Source organism: Arcobacter iocasae, assembly GCF_042214795.1.
Lineage (GTDB): Bacteria > Campylobacterota > Campylobacteria > Campylobacterales > Arcobacteraceae > Arcobacter > Arcobacter iocasae.
In genome coordinates this window covers 468,245-482,977 of record NZ_CP090177.1, presented here as the reverse complement: position 1 = coordinate 482,977, position 14,733 = coordinate 468,245, and the positions used below count along the sequence as shown (strand labels likewise).

Here is a 14,733-nt window from a genome sequence, read left to right as displayed (position 1 = left end):
AAATATGAAAAAATTTGAAGCAAAAACATTAGAAGAAGTATATGAAGTAGCATCAAATGAATTTAATTGTTCCATAATAGATCTAGAAATAGTAATAACTCAACAGCCAAGTAAAGGTTTTCTTGGCTTTGGGAAAAAAACTGCAATTATAACTGCTCAGTTAAAAAGAAAACAAAAAAAAGACAATAGAAAATATAAAGAAACAAAATACAGAAAAAGTAGTATAAATATTGAAGATGTATCAGAAAAAATTGCTAGTAGTAATATAAGCGAAACAAAAGCAGAAAGAAAGCCAACTTCTAAAGTTCCTAATGTAGAGGGAAAAGAACAAATATTTAATAATTTTTATACAGAAAATAATCAAAAAGATGAATTATCTAAAATTGTTATAAAAAAAGACAAAGAACAAGTTATTTCAGAAGTAAAAATGGATATCAATAACTTATTTCAAAACACATGTTATGAAATAGATGAAATTGAAGTTGATTTTTATGATGAAGAGACTTTATATGTTGAATTTAATGGAAAAGATTCAGCTTTACTAATAGGTAAAGAAGGTTATAGATATAAAGCTTTATCTTATATTTTATTTAATTGGATAAATGAAAAATATGGTTTAATGCTAAGACTAGAAGTTGCAGAATTTTTGAAAAATCAAGAAGAAGCAATTTATAATTATTTAGCTCCTGTTATTGAAACTATAAAAGAAAATGGAACATACAAAACTAAGCCATTAGATGGGATATTAGTTCATATTGCTCTAAAAAGATTAAGAGAAGAGTTTCCTAATAAATATGTTGCTGTTAAAACAAATGTAAGAGGCGACAAATATGTATTAGTAAATGAGTATAGAAGTAATCAGTAAATAATGGATTCATTTGATACAATTGCAGCAATTGCAACAGCCAATGGAATTGGCTCAATTTCGATTATAAGACTAAGTGGTAAAGATGCTTTACCACTTGCCTTAACTCTTTCAAAAAGAACTAACTTAACTCCAAGATTAGCAACTTTATCAAGCATATATAATAGTGAAGATGAAATTATTGATGAAGCACTTTTAATTTATTTTAAAAATCCAAACTCTTTTACAGGTGAAGATATTGTTGAATTTCAATGTCATGGTGGAATCGCTATTTCAAACATAATTTTAAATGAACTTATAAAATTAGGTGCAAGATTAGCAAATCCAGGTGAATTTTCAAAAAGAGCTTTTTTAAATAATAAAATCGACCTTTCAAAAGCAGAAGCAATAGCAAAACTTATTGAAGCAAGAAGTGAAGATGCTGTTAAATTATTAGCACGACAACTAAAAGGTGAACTAACTAATTTCGTAAATGATATTAGAGAAGATCTACTTTTTATGTTAGCTTACACTGAAGTTAGTATTGATTATGCAGAAGATGATTTACCCGCTGATATTTTTGAGCAAATAGAAAAGAAAATAGAAAAAATAGTAGTTAAATTATCTGACACATTAGAATCAAGTAAAAGAAGAGAAGGTCTAATCGAAGGTTTCAAAGTAGCAATTATAGGAAAACCAAATGTTGGGAAATCTTCGCTTTTAAATAAACTTTTAAATTTTGATAGAGCAATCATAAGTGACATAGCAGGAACTACAAGAGATACAATAGAAGAGTCTGTTAAAATTGGTACGCATATTATCAAAATAGTTGATACAGCAGGTATAAGAGAAGCTAGTGATACTATTGAGAGAATTGGAATAGAGAAGTCTTTAAGTGCTGTAAATGAAGCTGATATTATTATTTCATTGTTTGATAATTCAAAAGTTTGTGATGATGAAGATAAAAAGATTTTAAATATTTTAGATGAGATAGAAAATAAAGAAAAAATAATAGTATTAAATAAAATTGACTTAGAATCAAAATTTGATAAAACACAATTAAAAAATGAATATATAGAACTAAGTACAAAAAATAGTATTAGTACTTTAGTAAAAAAAATAGAAACAATTTTAGATAACAATTCCCATGATGATGATATGACTTTGATCTCAAAAAGACAAGTGGAAGCAGTGGAGCAAACTTTATACCATGTACAAGAAGCAAAAACTCCATTAATGACTGGTGAATTAGAATTTTTTGCTCACAATATACATGAAGCTATAGAGAATATTTCACTTATAACAAGACCATATGAAAATGACCAGATGTTGGATGTGATGTTTGGAGCTTTCTGCTTAGGTAAGTGAGGCATAGCTTTTTGCACACTTCTGCGTTAGAGTAATTTTTTACTCAATCACGTACTAGTTGTACGCTCAATCGTAAAAAAATTACTCTGCCTTGAATTGCACTAAAAATCTATGCCTCTACAATTATTTTGGGTACTTGGAAATAATAGGAAATAAATGAAAACTTATGATTTGATAGTAATAGGTTCTGGTGCTGCTGGGATGATTGCTGGTATAAAAGCTGCTAGAAATGGCAAGAGCGTATTATTACTTGAACAACAAGAAAAACTAGGTCCTAAACTAAAAGCTACAGGTGGTGGACGGTGTAACCTTACAAATACACTTGATAACTCTGATTTTATGAACTCTTTTGGTCGCAATGGTCGTTTTATGATGGAAGCTATTACTGCTTTTGATTATAAAGACTTGATGGGCTTTTTTAAAGAGATTGGTGTTGAGACTCATATTCCTGATGGGTTTAGGGTTTTTCCTATTACTCATAGTTCTTCTACTATTATAAAAGCTTTGGAAGATGAACTTATTCGGGTAGGAGTAGAAGTTAGATGTAATACAAAGGCTGAGACTTTATTATTCGAAGATGAAGCTATTGTTGGTGTTCAAACTTTAGATGAAAAATTCTTAAGTCCTAATGTTGTTGTAGCAACTGGAGGATTAGGTTATCCAATGCTAGGAGCAAATGGTGATGGCTTTATTTTTGCAAAAGAGTTAGGTCATAAGGTTACTGATTTGTATCCAGCTATGTTGCCACTTATTTCAAAAGAAAAATGGGTTGCTTCTTGTAAGGCTGATACTATTGCAAAAGCAGAACTTCGAATTGATTTACCAAAGGCAAAAAAACTAAAAGCTGTGGGTGATTTGATTTTTACTTCAAAAGGTGTTCGAGGTCCTGTTGTTTTGGATTTTTCTCGAGAGATTACTCCTTATTTAGAAAAGTATGGGGAAGTTCCTATTTTAATAAATATGATTAGAGGGAAAAATGAAGAAGAGGTTAGGGCACATATAAATAGCGAGATTAAAGCTAATGCTGATTCAACTATTTTAGAAAATATTTCTTCATTAGTTCCTGAGTCTGTTGCAAATGAACTTTGCATTTTATGTGATGTGGATACAAGTAAAAAATTTAAAGATATAAATGGACAAAATAGAGATAAACTTATCAAATATCTTGTTGCCACCCCTTTGACCATAACAGATCATGTGGGATTTAAACAAGCCATGATTACAAGAGGTGGAGTAAGTTTAAAAGAGATAAATCCAAAAACCATGCAAAGCAAGATTATAAAAGGTTTATATTTTTGTGGGGAAGTTGTAGATTTAGATGGACCTTGTGGAGGATACAACCTCCAATGGTCTTTTTCAAGTGGAAACTTAGCTGGTCAGCTTTTAGATTTTTGAGTCTGATGTTATTCTTTTGGAAAGTTTTTTTGGAACATTTTTCCTAAGATTGTCATAACACCTAACATTATACCTATAGTTAAAAGGGTTAGAATTTCAACCTTTGCACTTTTTAACTCCCAATCATATATATTAAAAAGTAAACTAAATACTATAGAAATGACTATTAAATATGTTATAAACTTCATTTGTTTTCCTCTCCTAGATATTTTGTAAAGTCGTTAAAGTTGCTCCATCTTCAGTATTATTTTTTTTGAGGTGGTGACTTACCCCTGTTTTTTTTTCTATTCTTTTAAATACTTTTTTAATAATGAACCGAATAACTATAACAAATATTAATACTTAATAATAGATGTGTTAGTAAAACCTAAATATTTAAATAAATATTTTTCAAATAGATAAAATATAGAAAAAACAATTAAAATATCGATAAGAATATTAATTATTTCCATTCTCAGTCCTATTTTTTCTTTTTATAATCTATTCTTCTCAACTATGTGGGAACTTAGCTGGAAAACTTTTAGATTTTTGACTTAATAAGGTTTTTCTATCCAAATAAATCTTGCATTTTCTTTAGAAATGTCTAACCAAGAATTTGTGTCAAATTCTACTTTTAAAACTTCTGCTGGTTTGATTTTTTCTTTATAGACCCCTAAAGTTATGCCAAGTGCTGTAAGAGCTGGATTATGACCTACTAGTAATAAACTATTAGCAGTATCATAAGTATATGATAACATTTCTACTATCTCATTTACAAAGGCATTGTAAATATTCCCATTATACATTATTGATTTGTCATATTTTAAAATTTCAGAAATTATTTCAGCTGTTTGTCTTGTACGCTCAGATGGGCTAGCTGTTATTAAATCTAGTTTTACACCCAATTGGCTTAGTTTTTCTCCAATTATTTTTGCTTCTTTTTCACCTTCTTTAGATAATTTAATATCATAATCATCTTCATTTTCTAAAGGTACATCTTTGTGTGCATGTCTCATTATATAAAGTGTTTTCATTTTTATCCAATTATTAATTTATAGCTTATTTTAAGTAAATTTACCTAGAAAGAAAATAAAATGTATAATTTCTTTTTTTTAATTTTTTATTTGAAAAATTGTTATAGAATACGCTTAATAATTTGTCAAGGAGAAAAATATGGAACAAGTAAAAACAATCTTTTTTTTAACACTACTAACTGTATTATTTGTTTTCATTGGCTTTTCATTTGGAGGTGCAAATGGTGCTTTATTTGCATTTTTGATAGCTGCTGGAATGAACTTTTATGCATACTATTACTCTGATAAACAAGTTCTAAATCATTATAATGCTGTTTTAATAGAAGATAGAAGAAATCATATTTATAAAATAGTTGAAAATCTTGCGTATAAAGCAAATCTTCCTATGCCAAAGGTATATTTAATCGCGGAGAATGTTCCAAATGCTTTTGCAACAGGTAGAAATTACGAAAACTCTGCAGTGGCTGTTACTCAAGGTTTAGTTGATTTGTTAAATGATGAAGAGATAGAGGGAGTTATTGCACATGAGTTATCTCACATAAGACATTATGATATCTTAATAGGTACTATTGCTGCTGTGTTTGCAGGAGCTATTGCTATGATTGCAAATTTTATGCAGTTTTCATCTATATTTGGTGGAAATAACAATAGACAAGGAGTTCATCCTGCTGTTATGCTTCTGATGGCTATTATTTTACCAATAGCAGCATCTATTATACAAATGACGGTAAGTAGAAGTAGGGAGTTTTTAGCAGATGAAGGATCAGCAAGACTTACAAATAATCCAGCTGGATTACAAAGTGCTTTATCAAAACTTGAAAGTTATGCAAAAAGAGGGCAGATGCGAGATGCCACGGAAGAGACAGCTCACATGTTTATTGTAAATCCCTTTTCTGGAAGAGATATAAAATTTGGTAATCTATTTAGAACTCATCCTTCAACAGAAGATAGAATTGCAAGATTGGAAGAGTTAAAATTTGAACTAAATGGTTGATTTTATTGAAAAATTCCAACTATAGAGTCTATATCCACACAATCTTGTAAAATAGGATAGACACCTTTTGCTATAAGTGAAATTTTTAAATCATAATCAATATCTTTAATTAAGAAGTAGTTTACTCCATAGTCATGTAAAAGGTCAGGGAGTAAATTACACGCTATCTCATCTTCATTATTATATACTGGGTTTATTATGCAATTTTGAGATTTTAGTTTATAATCTTTTATAAAATATATCCAGATATATTGGGCATTTTCATTTGCATAATCTATCCCTGTATTTGAGTTAGAACAAACAGCTAAATGGAATTCATTATTTATTTCATGTACTTTTATATTACTTCCTGTAACTAGAGCTAGGGATATTTTTTTTCTAGCACTTTTTACTATCCTTGCAAATGTTGCTCTTGATACATTCATTTTTTTTGCTGCATCTTCTTGATACATACAAAATGAATCCATCAAATGGATAGCTTCTAGTTCTTCATGTAATAATACTATATCTTCTTTTGCTTCAATATCTTTTGGACCAAAGTACTTACATACTGGTACAAGTTCTAATTTCCGTTTTAATTTGTCTCTTGCCATTGATTACCTTAATTTATTTAACATTCTACCATAATATACTTGACATATGTTCAAAATGCTGTTATAATTCCTGTCATATGTTCATTAACGTTAGAAAGTAAAATTTATCTAAATATTTTTACAGTATTTAAAATCTTTTACTCCTTTGTTATCGATTTGAAATCTAACTTAAAACATACATTATTACTCTTATTCCCTTCCCCCCCCCTTCGAGGAATAAGTTTAATAAGCGCCCCTTCATTTTGTAAAAACCATTTTAATATATTTTAATTTTCTTTTCGGTTTTTACAAAATTTTTCAAATTAAAATCAATAAAAATAAATCAAAAAAAAAGCTGGAATAAACCAGCTTCGATCTTTCAACTTAACCAAAGTAAAGATCATATAAATACTACATAATCTTTGCTTTAATATCTTTTAATTGTAAACTTTTTTTATACTATTTATATTACTACTCATGTTTAAAAGTAACATATCAGCAATAACTATTGACATCATAGATTCAGCAACAATTGAACCTCTAACAGCAACACAAGGATCATGTCTTCCTTTTAACTCACATGAAACTTCATTATTATGAATATCAATGCTATCTTGTTTGATAAACACCGATGGTGTTGCTTTAAAGTATACTTTTACATTGATATCATCACCATTTGATATTCCACCTAATATTCCACCTGAGTGATTTGTCTTAAACCCATTTTTATCTATTTGGTCATTATTATCATAACCTTTTACTTTACTAGCTTCTATTCCATCACCAATTTCTACAGCTTTTACTGCATTGATTCCCATCATTGCAGCTGCAATTTGAGCATCTAGTCTATAATATAATGGTTCACCTAAACCAATTGGTGCATTTTTTACATTTACTAAAGCCACTCCACCCACACTATTGTGAGAATTTTTAGCAGCTAAAATTGCCTCTTTTTGAAAGTCTTCTTTATTTTTGTCAAGTGAATATATTGCAGAAGTTTTTGCATAGTCAAAATCAAAACTAGAACCTTCAATTCCATCAATTGCATATATTCCACTTCTAATTTCAACACCAACTTCTGCTAAAAGAAGTTTTGCTATTGATCCAGCTGCAACTCTTGCTGCTGTTTCTCTTGCACTACTTCTTCCTCCACCTCTATAATCTCTTATTCCATATTTGTGAAAATATGTAAAGTCTGCATGTCCTGGTCTAAAAAGATCTTTTATATTTGTATAGTCTTTACTTTTTTGGTTTTCATTGAATATGACCATTGCAATAGGTGAACCAGTTGTTTTACCTTCAAATACTCCTGAAAGTATTTCTACTTTATCACCTTCTTTTCTAGCAGTGGCAAATTCATTTTTACCAGGTCTTCTTCTATCCATCTCTGCTTGTATGAATTTTTCATCGATTTTTATCCCTGCAGGAACTCCATCAACAATGCAACCTAATGCATTCCCATGACTTTCTCCAAAAGTTGAAAATCTAAATTTCTGCCCAAAACTATTCATTCTTTTATTAACCTTTTAATTTATCTAAAGCAATTTTAGCAACAGATTGTTGTGCTAGTTTTTTACTTTTTCCTATGGCTTGTCCATAACATTGATTATTTATCCAAATTGAGACTTCGAACTCTTTTTTATGATCTGGTCCATAAGAACCTTCAATTTTGTACTCTGGAATTGAGCCAAATTCAGCTTGTGTTATCTCTTGAAGAGCTGTTTTATAATCACTAAATAATACATCTAAATTTATTTTATCATATGATTTTTCTAACAGCGTTAAAATAATTGGTTTTAGTGTTTCTAATCCTGATTCTAAATAAATGGCACCCATTATTGACTCAAAGGCATCAGATAAAATAGAGGCTTTAGTTCTTCCTTTATTTCTCTCTTCTGCTATTGATAAATAGATATAATCACCAAGTTTTATCTCATTTGCTAACTTAGTAAAACCAGTTTCATTTACTAATGATGCTCTTATTTTTGACAAGTCTCCCTCATTTGATTCTGGGAATTTTTTGTATAAATACTCACCTACTATTAAGTTTAAAACCGCATCACCTAAGAATTCTAGTCTTTCATTATTATATGGTTTTTTAAAACTTTTATGGGTAAGTGCTTCGACTATCAGGTCTTTATTTTTAAACTGATAATCCAGGCACTTTTCTAAATTTACATAATCATTCATTTCTTTCCTTTATATTTTGTGCAAATTCTTTTGCAAGTATATCACATCTTTCATTTTCTTCATGCCCAGCATGACCTTTTACCCAAGAAGCTATAATTTTGTGGCTTTTTGATACTTCTACATACTCTTTCCATAAATCATCATTTTTTACAGGTTTTTTTGTTGATGATTTCCAACCATTTTTAATCCATGAACTTAACCATTCATTTATTCCTTTTACTACATAAGTGGAATCAGAGGTAATATGCACATCACAAGGCTCTTTTAAAGCCTTTAATCCTTCAATAACACCTTTTAATTCCATTCTATTATTTGTAGTATTATCTTCACCACCACTTAGTTCTTTTTGATTACCGTTAAACTCTAAAATTGTTCCATATCCCCCAGGCCCTGGATTTCCTAAAGATGAACCATCACTGTAAAGATTGATTTTTTTCACTTGTTCCCTTGATTAAACTATGTTTTACTTTAAATGTTAAGGTATTATGACAATGTGGACATCTTGTAGAATATATTGGAAGAGTTCTTTTACATGATGTACATAAAAAGTCAAAATTTAAATCAGCATTTATATTTGCATTATTTCTTTTAATTAACATTAAAATTTGAAAGCTAAAATCTTCACTTTTTTCTAAATTATTCAAATAACCTTTGGCATTATATAATTCTTTTAATACCTCATTACTATCAACTTTATCAAAATCTATATCATTAAAATCTAAGTACCAAAGCAAATCAATAATTTTTGTTAAATCAAACTTATCTATGTTTTGCCAAAAGAACTCTTTATTAAACTGTAATAAATACTCTAAAAACATTCTTTCAATAATTTTATTAAATTTAAAAAAGCTATAAAGTTTTTCTGTTTTTTTATCAAATGATATAATTGGGTCATTTAGTATGATTAGTGTTTCTATATAAATTCTATCCCTTACTGTATCTACATCTATCTCTTCTAGTGAATTTAAAACATCAATAGCTTTGTCATATTCTTTTAGCCTTTCGTTGATTAAGAGTAAATATTTTAGTGCTTCATTATTTCTTGGAGAAAATTTTAAAATCTTTAAAAATATTTCCCTTGATCTTTGTAAAAAGCCACCTTTAAAGTATGTAGATCCCAAAAGCTCAAGAAGTTCTTCTTTTTTTACTCTATCTTTTACATGTTCTAATAGGGCTAAATAAACACTAATAGCTTTTGTAAAATCACCTTTATGTAAAAAAGTAGATGCTAAAAGTAAAATAGAATCAAAAGGTAAGTTATAAGTTTTATATAGGTGTACATAATCCTCTTCTTTTAGTTTCCCTAATTCAAAACGCTTAAGAAGTTTTCTGTACTCTTTTCTGGCAAGTTTTTCTTTATAAACACCAAAAGTATAAGTTAAAAAAGAAATTACGAATATAAGTAATAGAAGTACCAAAATTCCAAAAAGTGGATCTCTGTACTCAAATGCTGATTGCAATTATTAAACCTTGTTTTTATTTTGAAATTAATATTAGCATAATTGAACATATAAAAATCTAAATTGTTAAATCAAAGAGATTAAATTGTATAATCTTTTTTATGATAAACAAAGATTCTATAGAAAATTTAAAAAATAATGTTGACATAGTTGATACAATCTCTCAATTCTTACAATTAAAAAAATCAGGTGCCAATTTCAAGGCTTGTTGTCCTTTTCATGGAGAAAGTACTCCATCTTTTGTAGTTAGTCCTGCGAAACAAATATATCACTGTTTTGGTTGTGGAGTAGGTGGTGATTCCATTAAGTTTGTAATGGAATATGAAAAACTTTCATATCCAGAAGCTATTGAAAAACTAGCTAGTATGAATAATTTTACTTTAGTTTATGATGATACAAATCAAAAAAAGCAAGATACAAAAGCAATTGAAGAGATTAATAAATACTATAAGAAAAATTTTGTAACTAATGATGTTGCAAAAGAGTATATAAAAAGTAGAGGAATTTATGAGTCTTCAATAGAAAAGTTTGAGATAGGTTATGCCCCAAGTTCAGGGGAGACAATAAATTATTTAAAATCAAATTTTTTAAATCTAAATGATGCAAAAGAGTTAGGGATTATTGATACAGGAGCAAATGGCTTATATGCAAGATTTATAGAAAGAATTACTTTTCCTATTTATTCATTAAATGGTGGCTTAGTTGGTTTTGGTGGTAGAACAATCACTGGACACAATGCAAAATATGTAAATTCACCTCAAACTAAAATCTTCAATAAATCAAGACTTTTATATGGTTACAATCTTTCAAAAGAGAAAATCTATAAGAAAAAAGAGATAATAATCACAGAAGGTTATTTAGATGTAATAATGTTACATCAAGCAGGTTTTGACAATGCAGTTGCAACCTTAGGAACTGCACTTACAAAAGATCACTTACCCATATTAAAAAGAGGGGAACCGCGAGTAATTGTGGCCTATGATGGAGATAATGCAGGATTAAATGCTGCTTTTAAAGCTTCACTTTTAATGGCACACAATGACTTTGAAGGTGGAGTTATTATTTTTGAAAAAGGCTTTGATCCAGCAGATATGGTAAAAGATGGGAAAATAGAAGAGCTAAATAAAATATTTTCTAAGCCAAAACCTTTTATTCCTTTTGCAATTGATCATATTATTTCACAATTTGATTTAAGTGATCCACAAAATAAACAAAAAGCTTTACATGAAGTAAATGAGTTTTTAAATACTTTAAATGCCATTTATCATGATGAATATTCAAGATATATTGCCCAAAAGTTAAATATTAGAGAAAATCTAATAAAAATAACTAAGAGCACAAGCAATAGAAATAATAATGTACAACTGTCAAAAGTGGATATTGGTGAACTTTGTATCATAAAAGCAATTTTAAATGATAAAAAAAGATTGTCAAGTGTGTTAGATATAATTGATGCATCTATGTTTGATTATCATAAGAATGAATTTGAAATATTATTAACAAATATAGAAGATGAAAGATTGAATTCAGTACTTTTAAATGAGAGATTAGAAGATTATGATGATGAAAGATTAAATGCAGAGTTATTAATTTTATTAGGGAAATTCTATACAAATAAATTAAATGAAGTTTTATATGATAAAAAATATACTTTTAATGAAAAAAGTTCTTTGATACGAAAAATAAGAGATAATATATCAATGTTAAAAAAAGGTAAATTAATAACTTATAATTTATAAATTTAATAGTCATAAAACTTTTTTTAAAGTAAAATTACAAAAAATCAAGGAAATATAATGGAAATAATTAAAACAGAAAGTGCACCAGCTGCAATTGGCCCATATTCTCAAGCAGTTAAATATAATGGATTAGTTTATACTTCTGGTCAAATTGCTCTTACTCCTGAAGGTGAGTTAGTTGAGAGAGATATAAAAAAACAGACACATCAAGTTTTAACAAATTTACAAAATGTATTATCAGAAGCAAATAGTTCTTTAGAAAAAGTTTTAAAAGTTACAATTTATTTAGAAAATATGGAAGATTTTGGCATTGTAAATGTAATCTATGGTGAGTATTTTGGGGATCATAAGCCAGCACGAAGTACAGTTGCTGTTAAGACTTTACCTAAAAATGTTTTAGTTGAAATGGATACAATTGCCATTTGTGATGATCTAATTAACCTATGATGATTTTTCGCTTAAAGTTAATTTAAACTAATGTTTGGTAACATTCCGTCCCGTTAAATAAGAAAGTTACTAAAGAATTGATAAGTTAGAGGAAAAGATATGTATGCAATTATAAAGTGTGGTGGTAAGCAGTATAAGGTTTCAGAAGGCGATATGATCGATATCGACTATACTGGAAAAGCTGCGAAAGAATCTTTAGAGATTACTGATGTATTAGCAGTAAACGATGGAGAATTAAAATGTGGTGATGCTATTTCTTCTGCAAAAGTAGAAGCTGTAGTGGTATTAGACGGTACTGGTGCAAATAGAGACAGAAAAGTTCTTATTTACAAAAAAAGAAGAAGAAAAGATTCTAAATTAAAAAAAGGTTTCAGAAGAAGCTTTACAAAAATTAGAATTACTAAAATAGCTGCATAAGGAGATAGACTATGGCTCACAAAAAGGGACAAGGTAGTACACAGAATAATAGAGACTCAGCTGGTAGAAGACTTGGAGTTAAAAAATATGGTGGGGAAGCTGTAAAAGCTGGAAATATCATCATCAGACAAAGAGGTACGAAAGTACATGTTGGTAACAATGTTGGTATTGGTAAAGACCACACAATTTTTGCTTTAATTGACGGAGTTGTAAAATTCGAAGTTAAAGATAAAGATAGAAAAAAAGTTTCAGTTTACGCTTCGTAAGTTAAACTTCTTTTTGTTTTAAAAGGGTGTAGTGCATTTGCCTACACCCTTTTTTTTAGTTTATAATTATTGTTAAATACAAGCAGTTGTACTTAATAATAGTTATAATTACATAATTATATATTAAAGGTTTGTAATGTTTATAGATAGTGTAAAATTTAGTATTTCTTCTGGAAAAGGTGGACAAGGTTGTGCCGCATTTAGAAGAGAAAAATTCGTAGTAAAAGGTGGACCTGATGGTGGAGATGGAGGAAAAGGTGGAGATGTTTGCTTTATAGTAGATAATAACACTGATACTTTATCTTGGTATAAAGGTAAGCACAAATTAAAAGCTGATAATGGAAAACCAGGACTAGGTAGTAGATGTACTGGAAAAAGTGGAGAAACTTTAGTTTTAGTTGTACCTCCGGGGACTCAAATAATTAATGATGACACAGATGAAGTTATCGCAGATTTATTAGAAGAAGGTGATAAAAAACTTTTGCTTGAAGGTGGAAAAGGTGGATTAGGTAATACTCACTTTAAAAATTCAAGAAATCAAAGACCAACATATTTTCAACCAGGACTTCCAGGTGAGACTATGAACATAAGATTAGAATTAAAATTAATAGCAGATGTTGGGCTTGTAGGTTATCCAAATGTTGGGAAATCAACACTAATATCAACTACATCAAATGCAACTCCTGAAGTTGCAAATTATGAATTTACTACATTAACACCAAAACTAGGTGTTGTAGAAGTTGGTGATTTTAATTCTTTTGTAATGGCTGATATTCCAGGAATCATTGATGGTGCAAGTGAAGGTAAAGGTTTAGGGTTAGAGTTCTTAAGACATATTGAAAGAACAAAAACTTTACTTTTTACTATTGATATTACTAATTACAGAAATACACTTGATCAGTTTAATGTTTTAAAAGAAGAATTGAAAAAATTCTCAAACGATTTAAGTAAAAGAAACTTTGCTATTGCATTAACTAAAACAGATGCATATTATGGTGAAGATTTAAGTGCTGATATAAGTAAATTTATTAATGAATTAGGCTTAGAAGTTACAAAATCAAATGAGTTTGGTTTTGATAAAAAGTTACCATATTATATTCAAGATACAGTTTATGAAAAATTTGATAAAAGTAAGCCTTTTTTTATATTGCCAATTTCATCTGTAACGCATAATAATATAGGTGCTTTAAAATTTGCTTTACATAATTTGATTACTCAAGGTAAATAAATGAAAAGAATAGTTATTAAAGTTGGAAGTGCCGTTTTACGAGAGGGCAATGTTCTAGCAGTAGAACGACTAAATAATTTAGTTGACTTAATAGCAAAATTAAAATTAGAAAAAAAATATGAGATTATTTTAGTCTCTTCTGGTGCAGTTGCTGCTGGAAATATAACTTTAGAATTAGATAGAACAAAGGTTCTAAATAGACAAGCACTAGCAGCTATTGGACAACCCTTATTGATGAAACATTACAAAAAAAGATTTAGAGAACATGGATTTACTTGTGCTCAAATGCTTCTTGTTGCTAATGATTTTGATTCTAGAAAAAGATCTAAAAATGCAAAAGGTGTGATGGAAATTTTATTAGAAAATAATATTATTCCCATTTTAAATGAAAATGATGTAATTGCTAATGAAGAACTTCTAATTGGTGATAATGATCAATTAGGTGCTCATGCTGCTATTTTCTTTGATGCGGATATGTTAGTAATCCTTTCTGATATTGATGGACTATATGATTGTAATCCACATGAAAATCCAGAAGCTAAAATGAGAAAAATAGTTAGCTTTTTAAAAGAAGATGAGTTAGAAATGAAACATAGCCCAAATTCAGAGTTTGCAACTGGTGGGATTGTTACAAAACTAAAAGCTGCAAATCTTTTATTAAAAAATGACAAAATGATGTATCTATCTTCTGGTTTTGATTTAACAAATGCATATGATTTTTTATTAAACGAAGATCATAAAAGTGGAACTCTATTTACTAAACAAAATTAGAATAATTTAGGACAGTTAAAAAGGATTGA

The 14,733-nt window shown here is 28.7% G+C and carries 17 protein-coding genes; 10 read left to right on the top strand and 7 right to left on the bottom strand.

What is annotated here, in order from left to right; translation table 11 throughout:
• Nucleotides 1-4 precede the first annotated feature (4 nt).
• From LXN10_RS02575 to LXN10_RS02565, 3 genes are all read left to right on the top strand, one after another.
• On the top strand, nucleotides 5-865 hold the full coding sequence (locus LXN10_RS02575; protein ID WP_375724384.1) for a Jag N-terminal domain-containing protein: 861 nt from the start codon (nucleotides 5-7) through the stop codon (nucleotides 863-865).
• Between the two features lie 3 nt (nucleotides 866-868).
• A complete protein-coding gene (mnmE, locus tag LXN10_RS02570) occupies nucleotides 869-2,212 on the top strand; it encodes a tRNA uridine-5-carboxymethylaminomethyl(34) synthesis GTPase MnmE (RefSeq protein ID WP_375724383.1) in 1,344 nt (447 codons plus the stop codon).
• A gap of 156 nt (nucleotides 2,213-2,368) precedes the next feature.
• Nucleotides 2,369-3,607: an NAD(P)/FAD-dependent oxidoreductase gene (locus LXN10_RS02565; protein ID WP_375724382.1), complete on the top strand. Its 1,239-nt coding sequence runs from the start codon at nucleotides 2,369-2,371 to the stop codon at nucleotides 3,605-3,607.
• 8 nt (nucleotides 3,608-3,615) lie between these two features.
• Here the strand turns inward: LXN10_RS02565 and LXN10_RS02560 are convergent, their stop codons facing one another.
• Both LXN10_RS02560 and LXN10_RS02555 read right to left on the bottom strand, forming a co-directional pair.
• Nucleotides 3,616-3,795, bottom strand: coding sequence for a hypothetical protein (locus LXN10_RS02560; protein WP_375724381.1), 180 nt, complete (start codon nucleotides 3,793-3,795; stop codon nucleotides 3,616-3,618).
• A gap of 345 nt (nucleotides 3,796-4,140) precedes the next feature.
• Nucleotides 4,141-4,620, bottom strand: coding sequence for a SixA phosphatase family protein (locus LXN10_RS02555; RefSeq protein WP_375724380.1), 480 nt, complete (start codon nucleotides 4,618-4,620; stop codon nucleotides 4,141-4,143).
• Between the two features lie 139 nt (nucleotides 4,621-4,759).
• Here LXN10_RS02555 and htpX point away from each other — a divergent pair, with 139 nt between their 5' ends.
• Complete coding sequence (gene htpX / locus LXN10_RS02550) at nucleotides 4,760-5,614, top strand: zinc metalloprotease HtpX (protein ID WP_375724379.1); 855 nt, start codon at nucleotides 4,760-4,762, stop codon at nucleotides 5,612-5,614.
• A 2-nt stretch (nucleotides 5,615-5,616) separates the two neighbouring features.
• On the opposite strand, the gene LXN10_RS02545 is transcribed toward htpX, so the two are convergent.
• From LXN10_RS02545 to LXN10_RS02525, 5 genes are all read right to left on the bottom strand, one after another.
• Nucleotides 5,617-6,207 (bottom strand): DUF134 domain-containing protein, encoded by a 591-nt coding sequence (locus LXN10_RS02545; RefSeq protein WP_375724378.1) that lies wholly within the window; start codon nucleotides 6,205-6,207, stop codon nucleotides 5,617-5,619.
• A gap of 416 nt (nucleotides 6,208-6,623) precedes the next feature.
• Nucleotides 6,624-7,697 (bottom strand): chorismate synthase, encoded by a 1,074-nt coding sequence (gene aroC, locus LXN10_RS02540; protein ID WP_375724377.1) that lies wholly within the window; start codon nucleotides 7,695-7,697, stop codon nucleotides 6,624-6,626.
• 7 nt (nucleotides 7,698-7,704) lie between these two features.
• Entirely contained in the window at nucleotides 7,705-8,376 is a 672-nt protein-coding gene (gene rnc / locus LXN10_RS02535) for a ribonuclease III (RefSeq protein ID WP_375724376.1), read from the bottom strand.
• Nucleotides 8,369-8,815 (bottom strand): ribonuclease HI, encoded by a 447-nt coding sequence (rnhA, locus tag LXN10_RS02530; protein WP_375724375.1) that lies wholly within the window; start codon nucleotides 8,813-8,815, stop codon nucleotides 8,369-8,371. The genes rnc and rnhA overlap by 8 nt, the downstream gene beginning before the upstream one ends.
• The gene (locus tag LXN10_RS02525; RefSeq protein ID WP_375724374.1) at nucleotides 8,790-9,836 is read right to left on the bottom strand and encodes a tetratricopeptide repeat protein; all 1,047 of its coding nucleotides are present in this window, start codon (nucleotides 9,834-9,836) and stop codon (nucleotides 8,790-8,792) included. Before LXN10_RS02525 ends, rnhA begins: the two co-directional genes overlap by 26 nt.
• Nucleotides 9,837-9,937: 101 nt before the next feature.
• Here LXN10_RS02525 and dnaG point away from each other — a divergent pair, with 101 nt between their 5' ends.
• The 6 genes from dnaG (at nucleotide 9,938) to proB (ending at nucleotide 14,704) form a co-directional block, all read left to right on the top strand.
• Nucleotides 9,938-11,575 (top strand): DNA primase, encoded by a 1,638-nt coding sequence (dnaG, locus tag LXN10_RS02520; protein WP_375724373.1) that lies wholly within the window; start codon nucleotides 9,938-9,940, stop codon nucleotides 11,573-11,575.
• A 57-nt stretch (nucleotides 11,576-11,632) separates the two neighbouring features.
• Nucleotides 11,633-12,022, top strand: a complete 390-nt coding sequence (locus LXN10_RS02515; RefSeq protein ID WP_375724372.1) for a RidA family protein — start codon at nucleotides 11,633-11,635, stop codon at nucleotides 12,020-12,022.
• A gap of 99 nt (nucleotides 12,023-12,121) precedes the next feature.
• Nucleotides 12,122-12,439, top strand: a complete 318-nt coding sequence (gene rplU / locus LXN10_RS02510) for a 50S ribosomal protein L21 (protein ID WP_013136153.1) — start codon at nucleotides 12,122-12,124, stop codon at nucleotides 12,437-12,439.
• A gap of 11 nt (nucleotides 12,440-12,450) precedes the next feature.
• On the top strand, nucleotides 12,451-12,705 hold the full coding sequence (rpmA, locus tag LXN10_RS02505) for a 50S ribosomal protein L27 (protein ID WP_129101570.1): 255 nt from the start codon (nucleotides 12,451-12,453) through the stop codon (nucleotides 12,703-12,705).
• A gap of 136 nt (nucleotides 12,706-12,841) precedes the next feature.
• Nucleotides 12,842-13,933, top strand: coding sequence for a GTPase ObgE (gene obgE / locus LXN10_RS02500; protein WP_375724371.1), 1,092 nt, complete (start codon nucleotides 12,842-12,844; stop codon nucleotides 13,931-13,933).
• Nucleotides 13,934-14,704 (top strand): glutamate 5-kinase, encoded by a 771-nt coding sequence (gene proB, locus LXN10_RS02495; RefSeq protein ID WP_375724370.1) that lies wholly within the window; start codon nucleotides 13,934-13,936, stop codon nucleotides 14,702-14,704.
• Nucleotides 14,705-14,733: the final 29 nt, after the last annotated feature.